Here is a 24,150-nt window from a genome sequence, read left to right on the forward strand (position 1 = left end):
CGCCCGCACCAGCAGGTTCTGATTCACTCCGATCAGGGGTGCCAGTTCACCGGCCACACCTGGCAAAGCTTCCTGCGCGAGCACAACCTGCTGTGCAGCATGAGCCGGCGCGGCAACTGCCACGACAACGCAGTGGCGGAGAGCTTCTTCCAGTTGCTCAAACGCGAGCGGGTGCGCCGGCAGATCTATGCCACCCGGCAGGAGGCCAAGTCCGATGTCTTCAACTACATCGAGATGTTTTACAACCCAACACGGCGACATTCGAGCGCCAACGGTCTATCACCGGTAGAGTTCGAACAACGCCATTCCCAACAGCTCGCGGGTGTCTAGGAAAGTCGGGGCGATTCACGGAGGTGGAAAACTGACACCCAAGGAAGCCAGCCAGCCCGTAGGCTGCTCCGCCCGGCCCGCCATAAAACAGGCGTGCGTAAGCGTCTCGGACAAAATGCTGTCCGCCTTGGGTCAATGTCGGGTTTCCACGCCCGGCTGCCGTTGGTCCGGCAGCGGAGGGATTATAGCGACGGGCCCGGCAGCCGAGGTCTGATTTGTCTTTGTCGGGGCCCGGCGCCACACAGCCCACCCCCAAACCCTCGCGCCTCACTCCCAGACACCCAAGCTCGCCCCTCAGACACCCAAGCGCCAACCCCAAAGCCCCACGCTCGACCCTCAAACACTCGATCTCGCCCCCCCGAGCGTCGAGCCTCACCGTCAAACAGTCGCTCTCCACAGTCCGCACCTCGCGCTCGGCTCTTCGAGCTTCAAATTTTCGACTTCGGAGAGCCGCGTTCCAGCCTCAAACAGTCGATCGCCACGGTTGAAGGCTCGTGCTCGACAGTTTGATCCTGGCGCACGACTCTCGGAGGTCGAAATTTTTGAGCGAAAACCGTGGCGTTCCACTGTTTGAGTACCGTGGGTAGACCTCCGACTGTGGAACACGAGTCTTTGAGGCCCAAACGCCGCGCTCAAACGTCCACGCTCGGTTATGTATCGGTTGTCATCCGCTCCTGCGCCATCATCGATTGCAGTGCGTGCTGCAATTGATCGAGCGTGTAAGGCTTGCGAAGTGCCGTCCACTTGAAGGCAAAGGTGTCGTGGTTCGGAATGGGGTTTCCAGAAGCGAAGACCACCCGTAGCTGCCGATCCAATTCAGACGCCCGCTGCGCGAGTTCAATGCCGGACATGTCAGGCATGACGATGTCCGTAAACAGAATGTCGACGGAGCCTGCGCGCAGGGCCGCGAGCGCCTGCGCGCCGCTGGCCGCCTGCTGGGGCGTGATCCCGATCAGCGTCAACAGCTCGCATACCGCGCCACGCAATGAAGCGTCGTCCTCCACCACGAGAATGCGCAAGCGCGCCGGCTCCCATACCGCGCCCGCTTCGAGGTCGAGCCGCTTGACGTCTTCCTCGGCTGCCGTCGCGTCCAACCCATCATTTCCGAGCACCTGGCAAATCTTGAATGCAAGCTGCTGGCGGCTGTAAGGCTTGCTCAGTAACTCGACACCCGGATCGAGCCGCCCGCCATGGACGATGGCGTTCTGCGTGTAGCCAGACGTGTACAACACCTTCAGCGTGGGCAGCATCTGAACCGCCCTGCGCACCATCTCTGGACTGCGCAGTGCCCCTGGCATGACCACGTCGGTAAAGAGCATGTCGATGTGCACGCCACTCTCGACCACGGCCAATGCCTGCTCTGCGTTGTTGGCCTTGAGCACGGCATAGCCGAGGCCGCCCAACAGATCGACCACGGTTTCGCGAACTTTTGCATCGTCTTCCACGACGAGGATCGTCTCATTGCCGTGCTTGAGCCCGCTGGCCTTGGAGCGTGCAGGCTCGACCGCCGTGCCGGTGGAGCGGGGCAGATAGACCCGCACGGTCGTGCCCTCCTCAACTTCGCTGTAGAGCCGGATATGGCCGCCGCTCTGCTTGACGAAACCGTATGCCATGCTGAGCCCGAGCCCCGTGCCCTCACCCTCGCGCTTGGTGCTGAAGAACGGGTCGAACGCCTGCTCCATCACGTCGGGGCTCATGCCCGTGCCCGTATCCGTGACGGCGAGCATGACGTACTGCCCGGCCGACACGTCGGGGACCGACATCACATATTCGTCGTCGAGCGTGGCATTGGACAGTTCCAGGGTGAGCTTGCCGCCCTCCGGCATCGCATCCCGGCCGTTGATCGCCAGATTCAGGATGACGTTTTCCAGCTGATGCGGATCGACCGCGATATTCCAGAGGCCGCCCGCAACCACAGATTCGATCTCGACCGCTTCGCCCAGTGCCCGCCGCAGCAAGTCGTCCATGGCGCGCAGTTGCCGGGCAGGGTTGATCACGACAGGCGCGAGCGGTTGCTGACGGCCGAAGGCAAGCAACTGGGCGGCGAGCTTGGCGCCACGATCAACGGCATCGATGGCGTTACTGAGCCGCTCGGCGCTCCAGCCATCACGGCCATGCCGGCTCTCGAGCAGTTCGAGATTGCCCCGCAGGACTTGCAGCACGTTGTTGAAGTCATGGGCAACGCCGCCCGTGAGTTTGCCCAGCGCTTCCATCTTTTGGGCCTGGAACAGCGCCCTTTGCGTTTGCTCGAGCTGCTCGTTGGTGTGCCGCCGTTCCGTGATGTCGCGGGTGACCTTCGCAAACCCGACCAGCTCGCCATCTTCGTAGATGGCATCGATGATGACGTGCGCGAAGAAGCGGCTTCCGTCACGCCGCACGCGCCAGCCTTCTGCCTCGAAGCGCCCGTCGCGCCGGGCGGTCTCCAGGCCGCGGAACGGTACGCCCGCCGCGACATCCTCTGGCGTATAAAAGCGCGAAAAGTGCGAACCGATGATCTCGGCCTCGGTATAGCCCTTGATGCGCCGCGCCCCCGCATTCCAGCTTGTGATGTGCCCGTCGGTCGACAGCATGAAGATGGCGTAGTCCGTTACGCCCTGAACAAGTAGGCGGAAGTTGCGTTCGCTCTTCAGCACCGCGTCGTGAGCGGCCTTCTTGTCGCTGACGTCCCTGATCACGGTCCCGAACCCGATCAATGCGTTGTGGCTGTCACGCAGTGCCGTCATGGCGACATTCGCCCAGAACGGCGCACCGTCCTTGCGCATGCGCCATCCCTCCTCGACATGCCGCCCTGTCTCGGCGGCGGCATGCAGCGCGGCCTCGGGCGCACCGGAGGCTCGGCCCTCGGGCGGATACAAAAGTGCGAGTGGCTGGCCAATAATTTCGTCAGCCCGATAACCCTGCATGAATTCGCCGCCCGGATTCCACGTCGAGACAATGCCCTCGATCGATAGTGCAAAGATGGAGTAATCCAAGGTCGATTTGGCCCACAGCTGAAGCCATGCAGAGCCAAATTCTGAGGACGAAGAGGCGGCGGCGTTCATTCAGGTACCAGGTAAGCGGACAGCGCCGCAAGGAGCGCCAGGCGCAGCAATGTGCCCAGGGCTGCCCCTCACGCACCGGCGCGGTCAGCGGTTGCGGGGCGGAGAGCATCTCCACACCCGGCTAGCAACTGGAACGCAGTTTGCATACCTTGTAGCGGTAAAACGGGCAACGACCCTTCCCACCATGTGGGCAATGGCCTCATTGCACCCAATCGCCCGTCTCAACATGGCTTTCGCAACCATTGAGGAAAACCATGACGCTATCCGACTTTATCCAGGCAAACCTCGCCGGCATCGTCGACGACTGGACGGAATACGCGCGCACGGTCAGCAGCGGCCGCGCCGGTCTTTCCGAATCTCAGTTGCGCAATTCGATCCGTGACCTTCTCGGCCGGATTGCCGCAGACATGCGCGAACGGCAGACGCCCGAGCAGCAGCTGGCCAGATCGCGAGGCGAGCGGGCGCCTTCGAACTCCGGCTTCAATGAGGCGGCCCACGAACATGCCGACGACCGCCTCTCGCACGGTTTCGACATCAACGATGTGGTGGCGGAATACCGCGCCCTGCGCGCCAGCGTGCTGCATCGGTGGCAGCAGTTTGCACAATCGGACCCTTCGGCGTTCCAGGAGATGATCCGCTTCAACGAAGCCATCGACCAGATGCTCGCAGAGTCGGTGCGACAGCACGCGCAGCGCACGGAGCGCACGCGCGACCTGTTTGCCGGCGTGCTGGCGCATGACCTGCGCTCCCCCCTCGGCGCGATCCTGGCCTCTGCCGAAACGCTGCTGCATGACGACGGGCTGTCGTCGCGCAGCGTACGCGCGGTCGCATTCATACAGCGAGGTGCGATGCGCGTGCAACAGATGATCGACGATCTGCTCGTCTTCACCCGCACGCGGCTTGGCGACTTTCTGCCGACGACGTTCAGCCCCCAGGATATGGGGCGGCTGTGCAGCGATGCCATTGACGAAGTGTGCGCGTCTTACCCCGAAGCGCAGATCGATCTGCGCCTTGCGGGCGAACTTCGTGGCACCTGGGACGGCAGCCGCATCGGCCAGTTGCTGGTCAATCTATTGGCCAACGCGGTGCGATACGGGTCGGGGCGGGTCACCCTGGAAGCAGCCGGACGCGACGGGCAGATGACGATTGCCGTTTCCAACGAGGGCAACCCCATTCCGCCCTCCGCTTTCCCAACACTGTTCGATCCGCTCACCCGCGCCAAACAGCCCGACCACAGCGGGAGCGCCGCCGGCATTGGGCTTGGCCTGTATATCTGCCGCTGCATTGTGCAGGCGCATCACGGGACGATTGATGTGCAATCGTCGGAACACGGCACGACGTTCACTGTGCGGATTCCTCTTTCGGCGACGGCTTGACTGTTGCCGCTCGCCCAGCATGAAAAAAAAGGGCCGGCACCCTGAGGTACCGGCCACTTCTCTTCTTTCTTCCTTCTTGCGAATCGCAGCGTCGATCAGCCCGCCTGACGCAGCGCAGCGGCTTCCTCCCCACGCTTGCCCATCAGCAACTGCACCACCACCGCAACGATGATGTTGAAGGCCAGTGCCGCCAGGCCCGTGTAGATGGTGTACTTGTCACCGCCAATCACAAAGGTGTGCACGGGCTTGATGCCGTCGGAGAACGCCAGCCAGCTGCCGGCAATCATGCCCGCTGCCCAACCGGCCAGCAGCGCGGGTGCGCGGAAGCGGTTCGAGATGTTGAACAACCCGAACACGACCGACGGGAACGTCTGCACGATCCACACGCCGCCCAGCAGCTGCAGGTCCAGCGCGAACTTGGTCGGCAGGAACAGGATGAACACCAGAGCGCCCGCCTTGACGATGAGCGAAATCACCTTGGCGACCTTTTCCTCACCGGCATGCGTGAGGTCCGGGGCCACGTAAGGCTTCCAGAAGTTGCGCGTGAACAGGTTGGCCGCGCCAATCGACATGACGGCCGCCGGCACCAGTGCACCAATAGCGATGGCCGAGAACGCAAAGCCCGTGAACCAGCTCGGGAACAGTGCGTTGAACAGCGCGGGCACGACGTCGTTGTTGTTCGTGACCTTGATGCCTGCCGCATAAGCCATGAAACCCAGCAGCGCAATCAAGCCCAGCAGCACCGTATAGGCGGGCAGGAAGACAGCGTTCTTGCGGATAGTGTCTGCACTGCGCGCGGCAAAGATGCCCGTGAGCGTGTGCGGATACATGAACGCCGCCAGTGCCGAGCCAATTGCCAGCGTGGCGAACGGCAGGAACTGCGCAGGCTTGAGCGTGAGGCCCGTGGCGCCGCCCTTCAGGGCAAACGCATCATGCGCGGTGGCAAACACCGCACCGTAGCCGCCCAGCTTGGCCGGCACCAGCACCACCGCCACCAGCACCACGATGTAGATCATGATGTCTTTGACGAAGGCGATGAGCGCAGGCGCCCGCAAGCCGGCGGAATACGTGTACAGCGCCAGGATGACGAACGCGGCCGCCAGCGGCAGCTCGCCCGTCAAACCCAGCGCCTTGATCACGACTTCCATGCCGATGAGCTGCAGGGCGATGTAGGGCATTGTCGCCACCACGCCCGTGAGCGCCACCGCAAACTCCAGGGAGCGCGAGCCGTAGCGGCCATACACGGCATCGGCCGCCGTGACGTGACCGTTGGCATGCGCCACCTTCCACAGCTTGGGCATGATCAGGAAGACGATCGGGTACACCAGGATCGTGTACGGCAGCGCGAAGAAGCCATACGCGCCCACGGCATACACGAGTGCCGGCACGGCGATCACGGTGTAGGCGGTGTAGAAATCGCCACCCACCAGGAACCACGTGATCCAGGTGCCGAAGTTGCGGCCGCCCAGGCCCCACTCTTCAATGTGGGCGCCCTTGTCGGAGTTGCCCCGCTGCCAGCGCGAGGCGATGAAACCCAGCACCGTGACAAGCGCGAAGAAGAAGATGAAGACCGCCAGCGCAGTCCAGTTGATTTGTCCGCCCATCATTCTTCTCCTTTGCTCTGACCGTTCTTGAAGACGATCCAGATCAGCAGCGAGGTGATCGGCACCCACAGGAACTGGTACCAGTAGAAGAACGGAAAGCCGAAGAGCGCAGGCATTTCCTGGTTGTAGAACGGCACCCACAGCAGGCCGATGAAAGGCAGCGCGAGCAAGAACTTCATGGGTTGTCTCCTAGTTCGGGGACTTCGGATGTTGTTTTGAACAGGTGAGGTGCCACGCCCGATGCGCGGCCAGACGGATGTCTGAGGGAATGCTTTCCGCCTTTGTTGTTATCCGGCGCACTCTGATCGCGCGCCCCCGGGAAAGCCATCCGCACCTGTACGCAGCAGCCACACGTAGTACTACGTAGTAAGCGTAGGCTTTTCGCATGAAATAACCAATCGCTAAGGTGGGTGCGGGTTTCCTAGGGTTTTCACGAATTCCTGTCATGACAGACAAACGAAAAACGCGTGAGCAAAACTCGCAAGCCACCACGGTGCCGCATGGCACCAAGCACAACGGGGAGCCGCAGTGGCTCCCCGTTGATTGTTGTGACGCAGCATAAGCCCTGGCGTGCCCAGGGTTTCTGCACGGTGCAGCGCTGCCGCGTTGCGGCCGGCTTACCAGTTCCAGCGCATGCCGAGCTTGCCGTCGTAGCCGTGCCGGCGGCGGCCGTCCGAGTACTTCAAGCTGAAACCCTCGGCGCTGAACCGACACATAAAGCCCCGAATTCTTGCCGGCCGACGCGCCCCGAAATTCGATCAATGCAAATGCCTGCTCATGCAGTGGTGCGCGTGCCGATGGGCTCCTGGCGGCGAACATATCCGGTCAGATCGACAATTAAAAACGGAATTTGATTGAATCAACTTCCCAATTCAGTTCAATCCAACAAAGTCTTTTTCATTTGGTTTTTTAGCTTCTTTTTTTACTTGAAAGGCACCGCCATTGAAATTCCTCTTTCAAGAGGAAATCGTTTGCCATCAACCCGAAAATGGCGCAGCCATCAGGAAAAACCCGCACACCGGTTGATACTCAAGCACCCGTTTCTTTAGAGCAAATCCTCAAAAACGTGTTGTGTTTTAAATTTGTTTTCAATCTGATCAAAGAAAATCTTGTAAGGTGATTCTGTCTTATGCATTCACATCCCACTTAGCCCGGCAATCCCCTCGCCGGGTATTTTTTTGCGATGCGTCAGATGGCCTTGCCTGTTCCAATCCGGCGTAAAAGCGGCAGGGCATTGCAGCGCGCTCAGTGGCGCTCAGCGCCATGCCGCCACGCCACGGCGGCGCATGCGAGCTGTACCGCGCCACCGCACAACATGGCCACGCGCAACCCCGATGCGCCGCTGCCGCACACGGCATACACCGCCCCCAGAATTGCCACGCCCAACGTCGCCCCGGTCATGCGCGCCACGTTGACAAGCGCCGATGCCGTGCCGGAACGCTCCGGCCCCACGGCGCCTACCGCCGCGCCCATCAGCGGGCCGGTGGCAAAGCCCATGCCGAGCCCCGTGAGCGCCAGCCCGATGGCTGCCGGCACCACCGATGCGACACCTGCAAACGCCCCCACCGTGAGCAGCCCCAGCGCGATGATGCCCACCCCGCCCGCCGTGGCCAGCCGCACGCCGTGGCGGCGCGCCACCGTGCCCGACAGGGGCGACACCGCCATGAAGACCAGCGCCATCGGCATCAGCGCAATGCCTGCACCAATGACGTTGAAGCGCCCGGTGCTTTGCCACATGAGCGGCAGCAAAAAGAGTGCGCCGTACATGCCGAACGTCATGCCCGCCGTGGCGACAATGGCGCCGCGAAACTCCCGCACGCGAAAGAGGTCCAGCGGCACCAGCGCCTCCCCGCCGTGGCGCGCCTCAACGCGGATGAACCACGCCAGCGCGAAGATCGCCACGGCCAGCACGGTTGCCGCCACAACGGGCGCCTGATGCGCTTCGATAGCGGCAAAGGCCAGGCCACCCAGCGTGATGGCGCCCAATACCTGGGCCAGCGCATCGAAACGGCGATGCGCGGCGTCGGACGATTCCGGTACCACGCGCACGGCCAACGCCATGATGGCCACGCTCACCGGCACCACCACCCAGAACACGGCGCGCCAGCCGAAGTGCGTAACCAGCACGCCGCCCGCCGTCGGCCCAATCGCCATGGCCAAGCCGTTGCATGCGGCCCAGACGCCCAGTGCATGCGCACGTTCGCCCGGGTCGCGCCACACCACCCGCAGGATCGCCAGCGATGCCGGCAGCAGCAACGACGCACCTACACCTGCCATCGCACGCGCCCCGATCAGCCATCCGATCGACGGCGCCAGCGCGCACAGCACCGATGCCACCGAGAAGACCGCCGCACCCGACACAAATGCCCGCCGCCGGCCATACAAGTCGGCCAGCAGGCCGCCGCTGAGCAGCAATGCGGCATAGGCGAGGTTGTAAGCGTCGATCACCCACTGCAGCGGGCCAACCTCCGCGTGGAAGAACTGACCAATCGGGCGCACCGCCAGGTTGACAACGGCGGTGTCGATCTGTGCGACCAACACAGCCATCGACAGCACGCACAGCACCAGGCGCTTATGTGTCGCGGTGTTGGCATGCGCGTGTTGCATCGTGATTCCATCCATCTTGGAGCCTCTGGTTTTTGGCTTTAGCAAGCGATGGCCCCAGCGTAGTGCCGGCACCCTTGGCAACGCTTCGATGCGTGTCGAAGCATCGCGGCGCGCAGCTCCCTAGAATGGCCACATGACAAGGAGTCGGACATGTCGCATCCGAACAGCTTTTCCGGCACGGCCTTCCTGATTGCAGACCCGGCACGGGCGGCCATGCTGACGGCGTTGCTTGATGGGCGCGCGCTGCCCGCGGGGGAGTTGGCGCATGCCGCGGGCGTCACCGCGCAGACGGCCAGCACGCATCTGGCCAAGTTGCTCGACGGTGGCTTGGTGGTGGTGGAAACCGAGGGACGGCACAAGTACTTTCGGCTGGCCGGGGCACATGTAGCGCAAGCGCTGGAACACCTGGCGGCCATCACGCCCGCAGCGGCCGTGCGACGCGCCACACCCAGCCCGAAGGCGCGAGAGCTTGGCTTCTGCCGCTGCTGCTATGACCACCTTGCCGGGCAGGTGGGCGTGGCCGTCACGCACGCGCTGCAATCACGCGGCTATCTGCTGCCGATGCCAGACAAGCAATACGAGATCACGCCCGCCGGCATCACCTGGTTTGGCGACGTGGGGCTTGATGTGTGCGCCATTCGCCCGACGCGACGCGGGCTGGCGCGGCAATGCCTGGATTGGACGGAGCGCACGCATCACTTGGCGGGGCCGCTGGGGGTGCAGTTCCTGCGTCGCCTATGCGATGTCGGCTGGATGCTGCGCGCACGCGATTCGCGCGCCGTGCTGGTCACGCCCAAGGGCTGGCAGGAATTGCATCAGCGCCTGGGCGTGGATGAAGCGACGGTGCGCAGCGAGGCCGAACACCGTCACGCATAACGCCGTCGATCAGTGCCCTGCAAAGGCGAGCACTTCCGGCAGGCGGGCAAGCAGCGCATCGCGCGAGCGGATGCCGCCCGAGGTCGGCTCCACCTTGTCGTCCTGGATCAGGTTGGCAAATACGTAAGTCTTGTCGCCCTTCTTGGCCCAGCCGACAAACCAGCCATAAGCGTGCGCCTGATCCCACGTGCCATCAGGTGATGTATTGCCCGGCGCCGGGCCGGCCGTGCCCGTCTTGCCCTGCACGGCCCAGCCGCCCGGCACCTGCCAGGTCTGCACGGTACGGTCGACCATCTCGTAGGTGCGCGCCGACACCGGCAACTGCCGGTTGACGATCCTGCGCATAAAGCCGACCTGCTCCTCTGGCGAGATCTTCAGCGACGAGGTGATCCACGAGCGATCCATGCCGTTGTTCTTGCCCGGGTCACCGCTCACGTCCATGTTGCCGTAGCCCAGCTTGCGCACGTATGCCTGGAAGGTCTGCGCGCCCATCGCATGCGTAATGCGCTGCGAATACCAGACCACCGAATATTTGAGCCACAGCGCCGGGTCGATGGGCTGGTGCCAGGCTTCGCCGCCCCAGTCGGGGTCACCACGCTTGAAGTGCTCGACCGGGGTGTGCTCGTCTTTGAGGAAGCCGTGGTCAAAACCCATGACCGCGAGTGCGAGCTTGAAGGTGGAGGCGGGAGTCACGCGCTCGTTGCACTTGCCTTCGTGCAAGACGGCCTTGCCGGTGGCGGCGTCGGCCACGATCGTGCAGATCGGGTGCTCGGCGTGGGCAAAGGTGGCAAGCGCGGCCAGCAGGGCGCCGGTGGCGGCGTGGCGGAGTTTCATCATCGATCAACCTCAGTTTGGGGGGAATGCAAATAGCTGCGTGGCAGCGTAGCAGCGAGGTTGCCGTCCTGCTGACCACCACACGCGTAACAGCTGTAACGCTGGCGGAACTGGCAATCAGAAAAGAAGGGCTTGCAAATTTTTTGGCGGTCGGTAAAATGCGCCGCTCACCTAGCCCAGGTGGCGGAATTGGTAGACGCACTAGTTTCAGGTACTAGCGGGTAACTCCGTGGAGGTTCGAGTCCTCTCCTGGGCACCAAGACACAGTCCCAAGCAGTTCAGGGGCGACAAAAAACCCGCGTGGCGATGAGCCTCGCGGGTTTTTTGTTGTCCGGGCCGAGACGAGATTCAAACCGTCCTGGATCGCCTCACATTGCTCTGGTGACGTCCGGCGCCGCCGATTCCATGCAAGGCAGAGCACACGGCTCGGATCGTTGCCGGCTCCTGGAAGGGGTACGAACGCGCCGTATCGGAATCTGGCGGTCGAATGCGCCCGCTGCATCAACGGCTTTGCAGCGGCAAGACGAGCCGAAAACACGTGCCACGGCCAACTTCGCTGCGCACGTCGATCTGGCCACCATGCTTGCGCACGATGCCGTAAGAGACGGACAGGCCGAGCCCCGTCCCTAGGCCAACGGGCTTGGTGGTGAAGAACGGGTCGAAGATGCGGCTGAGATGCTCGGGCCGGATACCGCCCCCGGTATCTTCCACCTCCACCCAGACGTTGTCCGCGTCGTAGCCAGTTCGCAGCGTGATGCGTCCGTGGTCCTGAATGGCTTGTCCGGCATTGACCAGCAGGTTCATGAACACCTGGCTCAGTTGGGCGGGCCTGCACTCGATGTCTGGGATTCCGCCATATTCGCGCACCAGCTCCACCTTGTACTTCAGCTCATTCCAGACGATCTTGATTGTTGTTTCCAGACACGTTTCAAGATTGGCGGGTTGCGGCTGCGCTTCTTCTACATGGGAGAAATCCTTGAGACCCTGCACGATTGTCTTGACCCGCTGCAGCCCCTCCTGGGATTCCGCCAACAGCCCCGGCACATCTTCGCGCACGTACTCGAGATCAGCCGCCAGCTTGACCTGCGCAAGCGCAGCCCGCGTGGCGGGCGCCAACTCTGCCTCGTGGGATTCGTAGGCTGACAGCGCGTCGAGCAATCCTCCAACGTATCGCTGCAAGCTGCCCAGATTGGCTTTGACAAACGAGACGGGATTGTTGATCTCATGGGCCACGCCGGCAGCGAGCTGGCCGATCGACGCCATCTTTTCCGATTGCAGCAGCTGCCCCTGCGTCTGGGCCAGTTCGTGCAGCAGCTGCTCCTGGCGCGCACGCTCGGCCTGCAGTGCCTCGTGGGCCAGGGCAAGCTGCCATCGGTCACGCTGGAATTGTTCGACCGCGCGCGCCATCTGACCGATCTCATCGTCGCCATCGACGGGTACCGCACTGGGCGCCCCGTCCGAACGTCCTTCGCGCAAGCTGCGGCTGACCTGCAGCAAGCGCTGAAGCACATGGCGCCCGAGCAACCCGTAAGCCGCCAGGCAGGCAAACACCACGCTGGTGGCGAGCAGCGCTGTCACCCAGCGCTGATTGCGCTCGGAAACCACCGCCAACGCCTGCATCGCCTGCTGAAACGCCCGCGTGTGCTGCTCCGACACCTGCTGTGCCGAAACCACCATGGCGCCGGCTTGCATGTAAAGCGCATCCAAGGACCGGCGCCCGGCAAGGTTGCGTTCAGATGCCGGCGCCTGTGCAGCCGCGCCGGCAGTTCCGGCATGCTGCAGCTCGCTTTCCCACCACTGCGCGACGATATTGACGACGTTGCGAAACAGCTGAGTTGACTGATGCAGATCGAGCACTTCAATATCGTCGTCGGTTGCAGCAAGCCGTTCGGACAACTGCTCGAACGCCTCAAGGTTGCGCAAGATCTCGGCATAGTGCCGGCGCAGGGCTTCCACCGACGAGGTCTTTTCCAACTGCGCCGATTCGCGCTCAATCAACAACGTGCGCTGAACGAGTTCCTGCGCCTCGCGCAATTGCATGAGCTGCTCGCTGGCGAGCCTGCGGGTAGCTTCCGCCGAGGTGCGCAGCGCATAGACCGCCGTGATGCCGCCTGCCGAGATCAGCAGCGCCAGCATGGCGACGACCAACATGAATTGACGCCCGAGCGATCTGGGCCACAGACCGTACCGCGGCGTGCGCGCACAGCGAATAGCAGCGGCTGCGCTGAGCATTCAACGGCCCCATATCCGGCGATACACGGCCCGGTAGCCGTTGTCCGGGTCGTATTGCCCGAATGGTCCACCATCGAAAGCGACGTTCTTGACCGTCACAAGGTGCACGGGGGCCACATACCCGGTGACCACATGATGGGCCAGCAGCCGATTCACCTCGTCCACCAGTTGCCAGCCTTGCAGGTTCAACGGCTCGGCCACCGTACTCGTCTGAAACGCTCCAGCCTGGATGCGCAGGAACGCCGCGGCGCTGCCGTCGCCGGCAGACAGCATGTGGATGCCGTCGGGCTTGCCGGCGCGGGTCAGCTCGGCGGCGGCGTAATCGAAGTAGATGTCGTTGATGGCCAGCGCATGCGTCCACACGCGGCCATACCGCTCCAGCAGACGTCGCATGACGGCGGGCATGGCCTGCCCACTGCCCGAGATAGGTACGTCCTCGACGGCCAGCAAGCGGCAGCCCTTGCATGCGCTGATCACCTCAGCCATCGCCGCAGCCTTTGCGCTGGCGATCTGGAAATTGGAGTCGGTAAAGATGACCACGTTGGCGTGGCCCGCCGATTCCACTACAGCCGCCATGGCCGTGAGCCGGGCAACTGCCATCGGGTCGGTGGAAACATTGATGGCGATCGGGCTGTCCGTGATGGCGCCGGCCGTTGCGGCAACGTGCCAGCCGACCACGGGCCTGCCCTGCCGCACGAAGGGCACCAGTTCTGACTGCATCTCATGCGCGTCACCCCCGACGAGCACGACGCCGTCCGGTTGCAGCGCCCAGGCCGATGCCATCGCACGCTTGCGGCCCTCCGGCGTCCCGCCGGCGTCATAGACGCGGATCTTCCAGCCGATGGCCCCAGCGGCCTCCTTGATGCCTTTCGCAACACCAAGAATGCCGCCGTTGCGCAAGTCTTCACTCACGACGGCCAGCGTGATGCCGACCTGCGCACGAGGACCTGCCTGGGGCCCATCCCAAGGGGCCCCGTGTTCGCTGGCGCGCGCGACGATCTGCTGCATGCGTGCGTCGTCGGCGATGCCGCCGGAGGCCATCGCCTGGCCTGCCATCGCTCCCCACCCGAATGCGCACAGCAGGTATGCCAGCATTCGCTTGCCGCTGCTTGGGACCATCGCCGCCTCCCGAAGGTCATCCTTCACGCTGCTGGTGGCACGTCTGCCGCATCCGTGGGATTGGGCACAGGCGCATAGACAAGAATCGCGAACGGCACATCCTCATGGGTTTCGAAGCGCCTGATCTGCAAGACCTGATGCGCACTGACGATGCTGTCCCGCGTAATGAGCAGCACGCCGCGTCGTGTGAGCAGATCGTCGGCCAACCGCATGCCCTCCCGCAGTTCGGCCGCAGAGATCTGCCGCACAGGCATCACCTCGCCCTGCTGTCTGAGCACAGCCACGAAGCGCACAACCACGTCGGGGTCATAGCGCAGGCCCGATTGCGCCTTGACCATCTCCATGGCTTGATCGCCCGAAACGTGGTCCTTGATGATCTCGCCCGTCAGAAGCCCCTCGAAATCGCGTGCGACAGCCACGATGCGTGCGCCGATCGGGATCGCCGTTCCGGCCAATCGGTCGGGAGTACCGCGGCCATTGAAGCGTTCGTACTGGTGCCGGATGATTTGCGCCACATGCTCGAGCTGCGGCACGGGTGTGAGCACCATCTGAGCACGCAGCGGATGCTGATAGAACTGCTGTGCCTGTTCAGCGGAAAGCCTGTCGAGCGACGTATTCAGCAGGGCATCGGGCAGCGACAATTTGCCAATGCCGTGCAGCAGGCCGGCGTGGAAGATGTCCTGCACCTGGAGCCCCGTCAACCCGCATTCAATGGCAATGCGGCGCGCCAGATCGGCCACGCGCAGCGACTGGCGCGCCATGGCACCACAGCGCATCTCGATCATGCTGGCGCATACCTTGACCATATTCGTGAAGTTCGCTTTCTGGTCCCGCTGAGCACCTTCCAGGAACATCACGGTCTGGCGAATTTCTTCGGTGCGCGCCAGCACCTGGGTTTCCAGCCCGGCATTCAATTGCTGCAGCGTTTCGTTCTGCCGCTGCGTCAACTCGCTCAGGCGGCGCGCCTCGCATGCAAGCGTGCGCTGCTCGATCGCGTGCTTGACGGTGAGCAACAGGTCCTGGTCATCCCACGGCTTGTTAAGGTAGCGATAGACGCCACCCTCGTTGATGGCACGCACAGCCGAATCGACTTCGGAGTAGCCGGTCAGCAGGATCCGCATGATGTCCGGATAACGCTCACGAGCACGTGCCAGGAACTCGGCGCCGTTCATGCCGGGCATGCGCATGTCGGAAATGACCAGATCCACCGGATATACCGACAGCATGTCGAGCGCCGCCGCACCGCTCTCGGCGGTAATCACGCGGTAGCCCGTGGGCCGCAACAGCCGGCGCAGCGACGAGAGCACGCCTGGCTCATCGTCCACCAGCAGGATCAACGGCGTGGCGTCCGCAGACGTTGCAGAAGCGGGCGCGCTTTCTGGCTGCGCGGCGGCTTTGATGTCGGGCGCGCTCGCTTGCGCGGTGTCTTCGTCGTAAACAAGCATGGCTGGCGTCTCACGGTTCGATGGCTGGCGGGGCGCGTCTCAAAGCGCCTGCAGGAATTGCTCCAGCGCGTGCTTCATTTTTCGGATGGCGGTTTCAGGTAGCAGCATCACCAACTGGGCCACAAAGCCGCCGCGCTCGAGGGTGAAGCGCACTTCCAGCAACAGCGCCACATCCCAACGATTGAACTGTTCGCCCGACAAGGCTTGCTGCAGCACCGCAGCCGGAACGAAGCTTGGCCGCGAGAACGACAGATTGCGGCCGAGCTGCTCGAAGACGCTGCGCACACAAGCACCCACGAGCAAGTTGGCGATATCGGACAGGGCTTCGCTTTCGCTGTTTACGTCGGCGTCGCCGTAGCCCATCAGCTCTTCGAGTTCTTCGCGGCCGTCCTTGCCGAACAGCACGATCGCCTCGCCCGAAATATCGGACTGAAACGCCTGCCGCACCGGCGAGGGCGCGTCGCCGGCCATGTCGCGGCCCAGCAGCTCCACCTTCAGTTGTGCCGCGTTGACAAGCTTGATGCCCGGCACCGAGAGCGTCACAAAGGCGCCCAGCAGTTCAGCCAGTGCCGCCCCCGCTTTACCCATCCCGATATTGGCGATTTCCTGCAGAGCGTCGCGCTGGTCTTCATTCAGTGTCAGGTCATTCATAGAGACCGTACCCCCGCAGGATCGGAACAATGCGCTCAGCCGATACGGGCTTCGGAATGAAGCCGATGGCGCCGAGATCCTTGACGCGCTCGACGGCACCCGACTGGATGTCGGCGGACACCACGATGACGAAGGCGTCGTCGCCGGCCTTGCGGATGTGTTCGAGCACCTGGAAGCCGTCCATGTCCGGCATGGTCAGATCAAGAAAAACGACCGTGCCCTTACCGGCACGAAACAGCTCCAGCGCCTGCGCACCGTTGGATGCCTGCGTAACCTCGACATCCCAGTCATCAGGCAATGCGTTGATCAGAAGCTTGCGCGCCAACGATGAATCGTCGGCAACGAGCACGGGTAGCGCCATGATGTTGTCCCCCTTCAGGCGTAAAGCGTGAGGCTTGCGTTATATAGCCAGCGCGGTAGCGGCCAGCGGTTGTTGTTCGACAGGCGGAGCTTCGGGCCTGCATCGTGGCAACGTCACGCGGAAGGTCGTGCCCACACCCACCGTGCTCGACACGTCGATGCGTCCGCCATGCGCTCTGACAATGCCGTAGGTGAGCGACAGCCCCAGCCCGGTGCCCTTGCCGACCGGCTTGGTGGTGAAGAACGGGTCGAAGATGCGCTTCAGGTTTTCGGGCGCGATGCCGCTGCCGGCGTCTGCTACCTCAAACCAGATCGATGCAGCGTCGGTTGCGTCAGTTCCGGTGCGGACGGTGATGGTGCCGCGCCCGCCGCCCTGGGTGCTTTTGCCCGCATACGACTGCGCCGCGTTGACCACCAGGTTCAGCACCACCTGATTGATCTGCGACGGGATGCAGGTCACGGCCGGCAGTTCGCTGTACTCGCGCACGAGGTCAGCCTGGTATTTGATCTCGTTGTGGACGATATTGAGCGTCGACTCGATGCAGCGGTGAATGTCCACCTGATCCCACTGGTGGGCACTGTCGACGCGTGAGAAATCGCGCAAGTCCACCACAATGTCGCGCACGCGGGTCAGGCCTTCCTGCGATTCGGCCACCAGCGCGGGAGCGTCTTCGGCCAGAAACTCGATGTCGGCCGCCTGCGCAAGCGCCAAGAGCTGTGCGTCGAGTGACGGTGCATGCTGGCCAATCAGCTGATCCAGGCTGCGTGCGTAATCGAGCAGCGTGCTCATATAGCGCTGCAAGCTGTTCAGGTTCGAGAGCACGAACCCCACGGGGTTATTGATCTCGTGCGCAATACCGGCGGCGAGCTGGCCAATGGCGGCGAGCTTTTCCGACTGCAGCAGTTGTTGATGCGCCTGGGCCAGCTCTTCGTTCAGCGCGGAGAGTTGGGCGTTACGCACAGTGAGTTCCTGAAGCGCATCGGTTACGGTTTTTTCGCGCTTCTTCAGCTCGCCATAGGCAAGGCATACGTCCGTCGCATCGAGCAACGTAATCCCCACCGCGATGACCACACCATTTCCATCTTCGATCGGAATAAAGCTGCAGTTCTGCTGCATCCATTCAATCGTGTCGGTAATGGGCCGCGTATGACGAAAACGGAACAAATACGGGCGGTGCTCCCAAGATGTGTACGCAGAGACACCCAGAACGAATACGCTTTCGATTTTCTTGCGCAGCCATTTTTCCGGCAGTTCCGGAAACAGTGCGAACATGTCCTTGCCGATCACATCCTCGCCGGAAAAACCGCTGTGATATTGCATGAAGCGGTTCCACGACAGGATCTGCATCTGGCGATCCACGGAAAACACGCCGCAACTCACCAATTGTGCAATGGCATCAGATAACTGGGGTTGGGTAATGTCTGCCATGTTTGGCATGCTTCCTGCGAGGCAATAGTGTTCGCTATCAGCCACTTGGATTCCGTGGTCGTCTCTCTGTTTATCGGCCGGATTTTGCCCAGGCAGATGCGTACAAATCCCTATTAACCCTTGAATATCTGGATCGTCGGCAGCCTGCGCAAAATAATCTAGAGTTAAGTGCGAGACACTTGTCGCGTGTGGTATTACCGCTGTCCCGACATACTGCTCCTTGGCGCTCCACTGATGCAGAAAATGGGTAGACGGTCACTCGCCGGAAAAATGATCCGGCTAAGGAGAGAGAGGAATTGGAGCACCTTCTCACCAGTAGCCTCATTGAGGCCGACCTTGAAGCGACTGCGCACATTGCGCAAATTCTGCGCGCCGTCCGGACGCATTTGGGAATGCCTTTCGCATTTGTCTCTGAGTTCGTCGAGTCAAAACGTGTCTTCCGGTATGTCGATAGCAGTGCTGAGCGGCCGCCCTTCAGCGTCGGCGATTCCGGACCGCTGGCTGACAGCTATTGCACTCGGGTGATTGACGGTCGCTTACCGCCACTGATCCAAGACGCAGCCAAACTTGCAGCCGCGCGCGAGTTGCCCATGACCGCCGCATTTCCCATCGGCGCACACATCAGCGTGCCGATTCAATTGGCCGACGGATCCGTGTTCGGCACGTTCTGCTGCTTCAGTGACCGACCCGACTACTCTCTGAACTCCCGCGACCTGGAACTCATGACCGCATTCTCTGGGGTGATCGCGCGCCAGATCGAACGACACAAAGCGGCAACACAGCAGGTGAGCGAAAAACTGTCGCGCGTGAAGCGCACGATCGAACATGACCAACTCTCGATCTACTTTCAGCCGATACGGTCTTTAGTGGACGGACACCTGGTCGGACTTGAGGCCTTGTCCCGGTTTCCCGGTGGGCAGCAACGGCCACCGTATCGCTGGTTTGCAGATGCCTGGGAAGTCGGCCTTGGCGTTGAACTCGAAATGCTTGCCATCAAAAAAGGCCTGCGCGCATTGCACTCGATTGCCGGCGCCTATCTGGCTGTCAACGTGTCTCCTGCCACGGTACTCAGCGGCAAGCTGGAAACATTGCTGCCCGATGTCCCGCCTCATCGCGTGGTACTGGAAATCACGGAGCACGCCCTGGTCGACGACTACCCCAGCCTGCAGGAAGCACTTCTTCCGCTGCGTCGCCACTTGATCCGTATCGCGATCGATGACGCAGGTTCCGGCTATTCCACGATGAACCACATCATTGCGCTCAAACCGGACCTCATCAAACTCGACGCATACCTGACGACCAATCTGGAAGACGACCCGATCAAGCGCGCGCTGCTCAAGGCCATGGTGACGTTCGCCAACGAAATACGATGCGATCTCGTCGCCGAAGGTATCGAGACAGAGCCCCAGAAAACGATGCTGGCCGACCTGGGCGTGCGCAACGGGCAAGGCTATCTCTTGGGGCGGCCAAGCCCACTCGAAGCCGTTTCGATAAACACCACGGTGTAGTCGGGGCTCGCCGGGCACGCGGTCTTCACCATTGCGTTCCGACGCATGCGTGCCGCCTAGGCCGGCTTCAGCTTTGACTGAGCAACGCGGTTGCGACCCGTTGCCTTCGCGTCGTACAGGGCTGCATCTGCCGCACGGATGACGGCCGACACATCGACATCCTGTTCCGGCGTCCATGCGGCCGCGCCGATGCTGGCAGTCACGCGGCCATACTCGCTGGCCTTGTGCTCGATGGCGAGGTTGGAGATAGCCGCGCGTATTTTTTCTGCGATGGAGGCAGCGCCTTCTGGCGACGTGTCCGGCAAGACCACAACGAACTCCTCACCGCCATACCGCGCGGCACTGTCGGTCGGCTGGCGAATATTGTCGCCAATGCACTTCGCGACCGCCGCCAAGGCATCATCGCCAGCCTGATGCCCGTAGGTATCGTTGTACATCTTGAACCGATCGATATCGACGAAGAGCAAGGACAGAACGCTGCGCGTCCGCTTGGCGCGACGCCACTCTTGATCGAGGATTTCGCCAAGGGTGCGGCGGTTGTTCAGCCCCGTCAGCCCATCGGTGCGTGCCAGCATTGCCAGCTCCGACTCCGCGCGCATGCGCCGCCGCAACTGTGCCCCGAAGGCGAAGGACAGCGCGATGAAGCCAAGTGCCAGCGCGGCCATCAGCAAGGCGATGATCAGCGCGCGACGCTTCCAGGCCGCGTAGATGTCGGCATGTGCTTCCGCCACCATGATGATGAGCGGCAGGTTGGGCAGGTTCTTGAAGTAATACAGCCGCTCGACGCCATCGAGTGTCGATGTGTCCGAAAAACTGCCCTCCGGCGCCGATAGGAACTGCTTGAACGTACTAGCGTTGCGGATATTGCGCCCAATGACCTTCACATCGTAGGGCTGCCGCATGACCATCGTGCCGTCTCGTGCAATCAACGCGACTGATCCGTGCGGCCCCAGGGATAGCGCGGCAAACAGCTTGTGAAAATATTCGAGCTGGAGCGCGATCAGCACAACGCCGGCAAACGAGCCGTCCGGCCGCGACAGCCGCCGACTGAGCGGAATGCTTGGCGCCCCATCCCGCAAGCGGGACGCGTAGGGATCGCCAACGTACAGCCCGACGTTCGGATTGTCGCGATGGACTTTGAAGTACTCGCGATCAGAGAAGTTGGCTTTGCGCGGCACGTCGCCAGCGGAATCAATGACGATATTGCCCTCGGTATCCAGCACCAGCATCGAGCCCAGATACGTTGCGGTTGCGGCACGGTCGAACAAGGCAAAGCCACGCAACCTGGGCGACGCGCTCATCACTTCAGGATCGTTCACGCCGTCGACGACGGCCTGGAGCGACAGCGTATAGAGTTCGAAATTTCTTTCGATGTCACGCTCCGCCAGCAAAGCGAGGTTACGCGAGGTCTCGGCGGCGCGGGCCATCGCGTCCAGCCGGCTCTGATACAGCACCACCGCACAGATCACCACCATCGACATCGCGATGACAACCCCCGCAGCCACGATTGCATGGGGTGTCGTCACCTTGCGGTGATCCCAATAGGGGAAAAGCCAGCGAAGTCGATTGGTCTTGTGATTGCTCTTCACCGTGATCGCCATATTCGTGTGCTCTTGTCAGAAAGACCGCGAAACGCCCGAATAGATCAACGCCACCCTCATCGTGGCCGGCCTGCCGCAGCGATGGCCGCAGCAAACCCGTCAAGAACAGTCTAGAAGATCGACGATGCTTCGTGCCTGACAGCCGATTCAAACGCCTGATCTCAACATCGCCCCTAGGCGATATGGCTGAGACGTTGACGTCTCAAGGTTCCAGAAGCCGGACCGATAAACCCCGGGAGAACATAAAGACGAACGGGGTTTCCACATGAAAGTTTTCGATCTGATTGGCGCAGCGTGTGTCGCCCTCATGCTTTCGGGATGCGGTGGCGGCGACGGCGCATCCGACTCGGGCGCCGCTGTGCAGACGAACACCCCCACGACGTCCACCAAGACCGCCGCGGCCGCGCCCAAGGTGCTGCTGGGCTACGCATTGGGCAGCACAACGTCGATGGCATCGGCCATGAGTGCGGCCACGCCCGTCACTGCCATCTCGGTGGATGTGATCCGCGCCGATGCAAACGGTAGTTTGAACGGCACGCTCCCAACAGCACTGCTCTCCGGTAACCAAGCGGCGGGCAAGCTTTCATACGCGTGTATCACGAATTTCGGCACCGATTTCGATCCGGTCATTGCGCACGGCGCGCTCGTCACCAATCGCGCGACGACGTTGCAGAACATCGTTACGCTGGCCAAGACGCAGAACCTGGCCGGTATCAACCTCGACTTCGAGGGCCTGTACACCACCGATCGCGACGCCTACACCAGCTTCGTCGCCGATCTGGCGGCGCAACTGCATGCCAACCATTCCACGCTGATGCTCAGCCTGCCGGCCAAGAGCGCAGACGTGATCGGCAACACGTGGACGTGGCCCTACGACTACGCCGCCCTCGGCCAGAGCGCCGACTTCATCCAGGTGATGACCTACGACGAGCACATCCCCAGTGGCCAGCCCGGCCCGGTGGCTGGCAGCGACTGGATGCTCGCAGCGCTGCAGTACGCCGCGAGCCTCGTGCCGTCGACCAAGTTGCTGCTGGGCCTACCGGCCTACGGCTACGACTGGAATCGCACGCGGAACACCGGCACCTCGGTCGCCTTCAAAGACATCCCCACGTTGATTGCCACGACCGGCGCTACGGCCCAATGGGACGCCGCTACGCAGTCCGCTCATTTCAACTACACCGCCACCGATGGGAGCGCGCACGAGGTCTGGTACGAGACCGCGCAAGGCTTGCAGACCAAGGCCGCCATGGCCAACACGCTGAACCTGGCCGGCGTATCGATGTGGGTGCTGGGTGCGGAAGACACGAGCTTCTGGGGTGCCATCACCGCTGCAATCCACTAGGCGACCGGGCACCGGGCGTAAATCGAAACGCCCGCATCACGAAATCCACCGGCTGCCCGTTCTGCGGCGGCTTGCCCCGAAACAGCCACAGGTTCAACTGGAGGCGCGCGTCGCCCGCATCGGGCACGCCCGCGGTGCGAGACCAGTGCTGCAACACCGCGCCGTCGGCCGCCGTAGCGCTGAACTCGGCCAGGCCGTGCTCCCAGCGGATGCGATACGTCACGTGCCCCTGGTTGACCTCGAAGCGGCGCAGCGTGTCTGGCGTACCGGACGGCTGCACGACAAACTGCGCGTTATTCGGCTCGTCTGGCCGCGCCCAGTACGACAGCTCCACATCCAGCTCGCGGTGCGCCTGTTCCGGTGCGCTGCTATAGGTGAAGAAACCGAAGACGGCCTGGCGGTCCATGCCGAATGGATCGGTTTCCACTTCAAGCTCGTAGGTGCCGTAGCCCAGCGGGCGCGAGAGCGTGACTTCGGCGCTGTGCCAGCCCTGTCCTGCCTTGACGATGGCCATGCGCAAACGCCCTTGCGCATCAACGTGCACCGCATCCGGCCCGTCCGAGAACACGTTTGGACCGGGCCCGCTCAACTGGCCGCCGGATGAACGTACCACCCATTGCTGACCAGAGAACGTGATCTCCCGCGCCGTTGCTACCGTGCATGCACACGTCAGGCTCGCGAGCAGACAAACCAGTCGACGGAACATGGCGCGCCTCACAGCAAAAGCGGCTTGCGCCCGAAGAAGACGACGCGGCTGGTGCTCGAAGCCGGATCGGTGAAGTTCACCTCGACCAGCTTGCCTTTCAGGTCGTAACGGAACAGCGGATGTTTTGCATATTCCTCGGCATCGTAAGTGGCGGCCACCTTGCCGACCTGCTTGCACAGGAAGATCTGCAGGATGCAGTCATAGACCGGCTCGCCCGCCTTGGCGCGTTCCATGTTTTCGTACGGCACGAAGGCCACCGACACCGGCTGTGTGAGCGCCTTGTAGTACGGCGAGCGCATAGCCACCGCGAGGATGCGCTCCGACTCCTTAATGCCCGCGCGCAGCACGCCCAGGTTCCCCTGTGCCGAATCGATTTCGGCCTTGAGCTGCATACGCGAGAAGATCATCTGCTGCGTCTGCGCCAGCGTGGTCATGGTTTGCAGGTCGTCCGCCGCGCCGCCCAGCGTGGACATCACCGCGCGGCTCTGCGTGGAGTTCACGCCCACCTGCATCGCGGCGATCTTGGAGTCCGTCAAAGCATTTGCCGACGATTGCAGCGTCACCATGCGCGCGGCCGCGTCTTCCTTGGAGATGAGGCCCGCGCGCATCTCTGCATCGGTCGAAGCCATCATGCCTTTGAGCTGCGCGTGCGCGCGCTCGCTGTCGGCAATGTCACCCGACTTGAGGCTGACCAGCCGGCTGAGGTTTTTCGACACATGCGACATGTTCTGAATCTGGCGCTGTTGCGCCTCGGTGGTGCGCGCGATCAGCGCGTCGAGCGCTTGCAACCCCTCTTGCTTGACGGCGAGCTGCGCGGTGAGGTCCACCAAATCTGTGCGTTGCTTGTCGAGCTGCGCGCGCAGTTGCGCCACCTGCGGCTGATACGACAGCACGCGCTCCTGCGCGGGCGAGATCACGAGCGGCGCGCCCCAGTTGTTGCTCTGCAGGTAGAAGAAGAGCAGCGCGATGTAGCCAAAGATACCGCCAATGATGGCGATCAGCACAAAGAAGGACGCTAACCGATAGACGACGAGCATCTTCGACTGAAAGTAGTTGGAGAAGGCGGCAATCATGGAGGTGCCCCGCAGG

At 62.5% G+C, this 24,150-nt stretch carries 19 protein-coding genes and 1 tRNA gene; 6 read left to right on the forward strand and 14 right to left on the reverse strand.

The annotated features are described in order from the left end of the window. On the forward strand, positions 1–330 hold a 330-nt coding region (locus BM136_RS04670), incomplete at its 5' end, for an IS3 family transposase (RefSeq protein ID WP_139219346.1). A 650-nt stretch (positions 331–980) separates the two neighbouring features. On the opposite strand, the gene BM136_RS04675 is transcribed toward BM136_RS04670, so the two are convergent. Further along, complete coding sequence (locus BM136_RS04675; protein ID WP_092970763.1) at positions 981–3,371, reverse strand: hybrid sensor histidine kinase/response regulator; 2,391 nt, start codon at positions 3,369–3,371, stop codon at positions 981–983. Positions 3,372–3,625: 254 nt separating this feature from the next. On the opposite strand from BM136_RS04675, the gene BM136_RS04680 reads away from it, so the two are divergent. Next, on the forward strand, positions 3,626–4,747 hold the full coding sequence (locus BM136_RS04680; RefSeq protein WP_092970765.1) for a sensor histidine kinase: 1,122 nt from the start codon (positions 3,626–3,628) through the stop codon (positions 4,745–4,747). Between the two features lie 95 nt (positions 4,748–4,842). On the opposite strand, the gene mctP is transcribed toward BM136_RS04680, so the two are convergent. From mctP to BM136_RS04695, 3 genes are all read right to left on the reverse strand, one after another. Continuing rightward, positions 4,843–6,351, reverse strand: coding sequence for a monocarboxylate uptake permease MctP (mctP, locus tag BM136_RS04685; protein ID WP_092970767.1), 1,509 nt, complete (start codon positions 6,349–6,351; stop codon positions 4,843–4,845). Next, a complete protein-coding gene (locus BM136_RS04690; protein ID WP_024978098.1) occupies positions 6,351–6,530 on the reverse strand; it encodes a DUF3311 domain-containing protein in 180 nt (59 codons plus the stop codon). The genes mctP and BM136_RS04690 overlap by 1 nt, the downstream gene beginning before the upstream one ends. A gap of 1,066 nt (positions 6,531–7,596) precedes the next feature. Further along, entirely contained in the window at positions 7,597–8,958 is a 1,362-nt protein-coding gene (locus tag BM136_RS04695; RefSeq protein WP_254775613.1) for an MFS transporter, read from the reverse strand. Between the two features lie 150 nt (positions 8,959–9,108). On the opposite strand from BM136_RS04695, the gene BM136_RS04700 reads away from it, so the two are divergent. After that, the gene (locus BM136_RS04700; RefSeq protein WP_092970771.1) at positions 9,109–9,834 is read left to right on the forward strand and encodes an ArsR/SmtB family transcription factor; all 726 of its coding nucleotides are present in this window, start codon (positions 9,109–9,111) and stop codon (positions 9,832–9,834) included. 9 nt (positions 9,835–9,843) lie between these two features. On the opposite strand, the gene blaOXA is transcribed toward BM136_RS04700, so the two are convergent. Further along, the gene (gene blaOXA, locus BM136_RS04705) at positions 9,844–10,671 is read right to left on the reverse strand and encodes an OXA-22 family class D beta-lactamase (RefSeq protein ID WP_092970773.1); all 828 of its coding nucleotides are present in this window, start codon (positions 10,669–10,671) and stop codon (positions 9,844–9,846) included. A gap of 171 nt (positions 10,672–10,842) precedes the next feature. On the opposite strand from blaOXA, the gene BM136_RS04710 reads away from it, so the two are divergent. After that, positions 10,843–10,927: transfer RNA gene (locus BM136_RS04710), tRNA-Leu, on the forward strand. A gap of 242 nt (positions 10,928–11,169) precedes the next feature. Here BM136_RS04710 and BM136_RS04715 read toward each other — a convergent pair. The 6 genes from BM136_RS04715 to BM136_RS04740 all read right to left on the reverse strand — a co-directional run bounded on the left by BM136_RS04715 (position 11,170) and on the right by BM136_RS04740 (position 17,904). Further along, positions 11,170–12,819 (reverse strand): ATP-binding protein, encoded by a 1,650-nt coding sequence (locus BM136_RS04715; RefSeq protein ID WP_175537078.1) that lies wholly within the window; start codon positions 12,817–12,819, stop codon positions 11,170–11,172. Between the two features lie 81 nt (positions 12,820–12,900). Then, positions 12,901–13,908, reverse strand: coding sequence for a substrate-binding domain-containing protein (locus tag BM136_RS04720; RefSeq protein WP_254775638.1), 1,008 nt, complete (start codon positions 13,906–13,908; stop codon positions 12,901–12,903). A gap of 134 nt (positions 13,909–14,042) precedes the next feature. Beyond that, positions 14,043–15,464, reverse strand: a complete 1,422-nt coding sequence (locus BM136_RS04725; RefSeq protein ID WP_092970775.1) for a response regulator c-di-GMP phosphodiesterase, NosR family — start codon at positions 15,462–15,464, stop codon at positions 14,043–14,045. A 39-nt stretch (positions 15,465–15,503) separates the two neighbouring features. Then, positions 15,504–16,115, reverse strand: a complete 612-nt coding sequence (locus tag BM136_RS04730; RefSeq protein ID WP_092970776.1) for a chemotaxis protein CheC — start codon at positions 16,113–16,115, stop codon at positions 15,504–15,506. After that, the gene (locus BM136_RS04735; RefSeq protein ID WP_092970777.1) at positions 16,108–16,476 is read right to left on the reverse strand and encodes a response regulator; all 369 of its coding nucleotides are present in this window, start codon (positions 16,474–16,476) and stop codon (positions 16,108–16,110) included. The genes BM136_RS04730 and BM136_RS04735 overlap by 8 nt, the downstream gene beginning before the upstream one ends. A 39-nt stretch (positions 16,477–16,515) precedes the next feature. Next, positions 16,516–17,904 (reverse strand): ATP-binding protein, encoded by a 1,389-nt coding sequence (locus BM136_RS04740; protein ID WP_092970778.1) that lies wholly within the window; start codon positions 17,902–17,904, stop codon positions 16,516–16,518. A 296-nt stretch (positions 17,905–18,200) separates the two neighbouring features. Between BM136_RS04740 and BM136_RS04745 the strand changes: the two genes are divergently transcribed. After that, complete coding sequence (locus BM136_RS04745; RefSeq protein ID WP_092970779.1) at positions 18,201–19,412, forward strand: sensor domain-containing phosphodiesterase; 1,212 nt, start codon at positions 18,201–18,203, stop codon at positions 19,410–19,412. A gap of 56 nt (positions 19,413–19,468) precedes the next feature. Here BM136_RS04745 and BM136_RS04750 read toward each other — a convergent pair whose 3' ends face one another. Further along, complete coding sequence (locus BM136_RS04750; RefSeq protein ID WP_254775639.1) at positions 19,469–20,893, reverse strand: sensor domain-containing diguanylate cyclase; 1,425 nt, start codon at positions 20,891–20,893, stop codon at positions 19,469–19,471. Positions 20,894–21,278: 385 nt separating this feature from the next. On the opposite strand from BM136_RS04750, the gene BM136_RS04755 reads away from it, so the two are divergent. After that, positions 21,279–22,355 carry a glycosyl hydrolase family 18 protein gene (locus BM136_RS04755; protein ID WP_092970781.1) on the forward strand — a complete coding sequence of 359 codons (1,077 nt, stop codon included), beginning with the start codon at positions 21,279–21,281 and terminating at the stop codon, positions 22,353–22,355. Here the strand turns inward: BM136_RS04755 and BM136_RS04760 are convergent. Together BM136_RS04760 and BM136_RS04765 are read right to left on the reverse strand one after the other, a co-directional pair. Next, positions 22,336–23,061: a glycoside hydrolase family 16 protein gene (locus BM136_RS04760; protein WP_139219348.1), complete on the reverse strand. Its 726-nt coding sequence runs from the start codon at positions 23,059–23,061 to the stop codon at positions 22,336–22,338. The genes BM136_RS04755 and BM136_RS04760 overlap by 20 nt on opposite strands. Positions 23,062–23,069: 8 nt before the next feature. Then, positions 23,070–24,134: a hypothetical protein gene (locus tag BM136_RS04765; protein WP_092970783.1), complete on the reverse strand. Its 1,065-nt coding sequence runs from the start codon at positions 24,132–24,134 to the stop codon at positions 23,070–23,072. Positions 24,135–24,150 lie beyond the last annotated feature (16 nt).

Origin of the sequence: Ralstonia sp. NFACC01 (assembly GCF_900115545.1) — a bacterium.
Classification (GTDB): domain Bacteria; phylum Pseudomonadota; class Gammaproteobacteria; order Burkholderiales; family Burkholderiaceae; genus Ralstonia; species Ralstonia mojiangensis.

Excerpts from the sequence above, each read along its gene's own strand:
- BM136_RS04675 (WP_092970763.1), bottom strand. The coding sequence starts at position 3,371 with ATGAACGCCGCCGCCTCTTCGTCCTCAGAATTTGGCTCTGCATGGCTT.
- BM136_RS04680 (WP_092970765.1), top strand. The coding sequence starts at position 3,626 with ATGACGCTATCCGACTTTATCCAGGCAAACCTCGCCGGCATCGTCGAC.
- mctP (WP_092970767.1), bottom strand. The coding sequence starts at position 6,351 with ATGGGCGGACAAATCAACTGGACTGCGCTGGCGGTCTTCATCTTCTTC.
- BM136_RS04690 (WP_024978098.1), bottom strand. The coding sequence starts at position 6,530 with ATGAAGTTCTTGCTCGCGCTGCCTTTCATCGGCCTGCTGTGGGTGCCG.
- BM136_RS04695 (WP_254775613.1), bottom strand. The coding sequence starts at position 8,958 with ATGCAACACGCGCATGCCAACACCGCGACACATAAGCGCCTGGTGCTG.
- BM136_RS04700 (WP_092970771.1), top strand. The coding sequence starts at position 9,109 with ATGTCGCATCCGAACAGCTTTTCCGGCACGGCCTTCCTGATTGCAGAC.
- blaOXA (WP_092970773.1), bottom strand. The coding sequence starts at position 10,671 with ATGATGAAACTCCGCCACGCCGCCACCGGCGCCCTGCTGGCCGCGCTT.
- BM136_RS04715 (WP_175537078.1), bottom strand. The coding sequence starts at position 12,819 with ATGTTGGTCGTCGCCATGCTGGCGCTGCTGATCTCGGCAGGCGGCATC.
- BM136_RS04720 (WP_254775638.1), bottom strand. The coding sequence starts at position 13,908 with ATGCAGCAGATCGTCGCGCGCGCCAGCGAACACGGGGCCCCTTGGGAT.
- BM136_RS04725 (WP_092970775.1), bottom strand. The coding sequence starts at position 15,464 with ATGCTTGTTTACGACGAAGACACCGCGCAAGCGAGCGCGCCCGACATC.
- BM136_RS04730 (WP_092970776.1), bottom strand. The coding sequence starts at position 16,115 with ATGAATGACCTGACACTGAATGAAGACCAGCGCGACGCTCTGCAGGAA.
- BM136_RS04735 (WP_092970777.1), bottom strand. The coding sequence starts at position 16,476 with ATGGCGCTACCCGTGCTCGTTGCCGACGATTCATCGTTGGCGCGCAAG.
- BM136_RS04740 (WP_092970778.1), bottom strand. The coding sequence starts at position 17,904 with ATGGCAGACATTACCCAACCCCAGTTATCTGATGCCATTGCACAATTG.
- BM136_RS04750 (WP_254775639.1), bottom strand. The coding sequence starts at position 20,893 with ATGTCGATGGTGGTGATCTGTGCGGTGGTGCTGTATCAGAGCCGGCTG.
- BM136_RS04755 (WP_092970781.1), top strand. The coding sequence starts at position 21,279 with ATGAAAGTTTTCGATCTGATTGGCGCAGCGTGTGTCGCCCTCATGCTT.
- BM136_RS04760 (WP_139219348.1), bottom strand. The coding sequence starts at position 23,061 with ATGTTCCGTCGACTGGTTTGTCTGCTCGCGAGCCTGACGTGTGCATGC.
- BM136_RS04765 (WP_092970783.1), bottom strand. The coding sequence starts at position 24,134 with ATGATTGCCGCCTTCTCCAACTACTTTCAGTCGAAGATGCTCGTCGTC.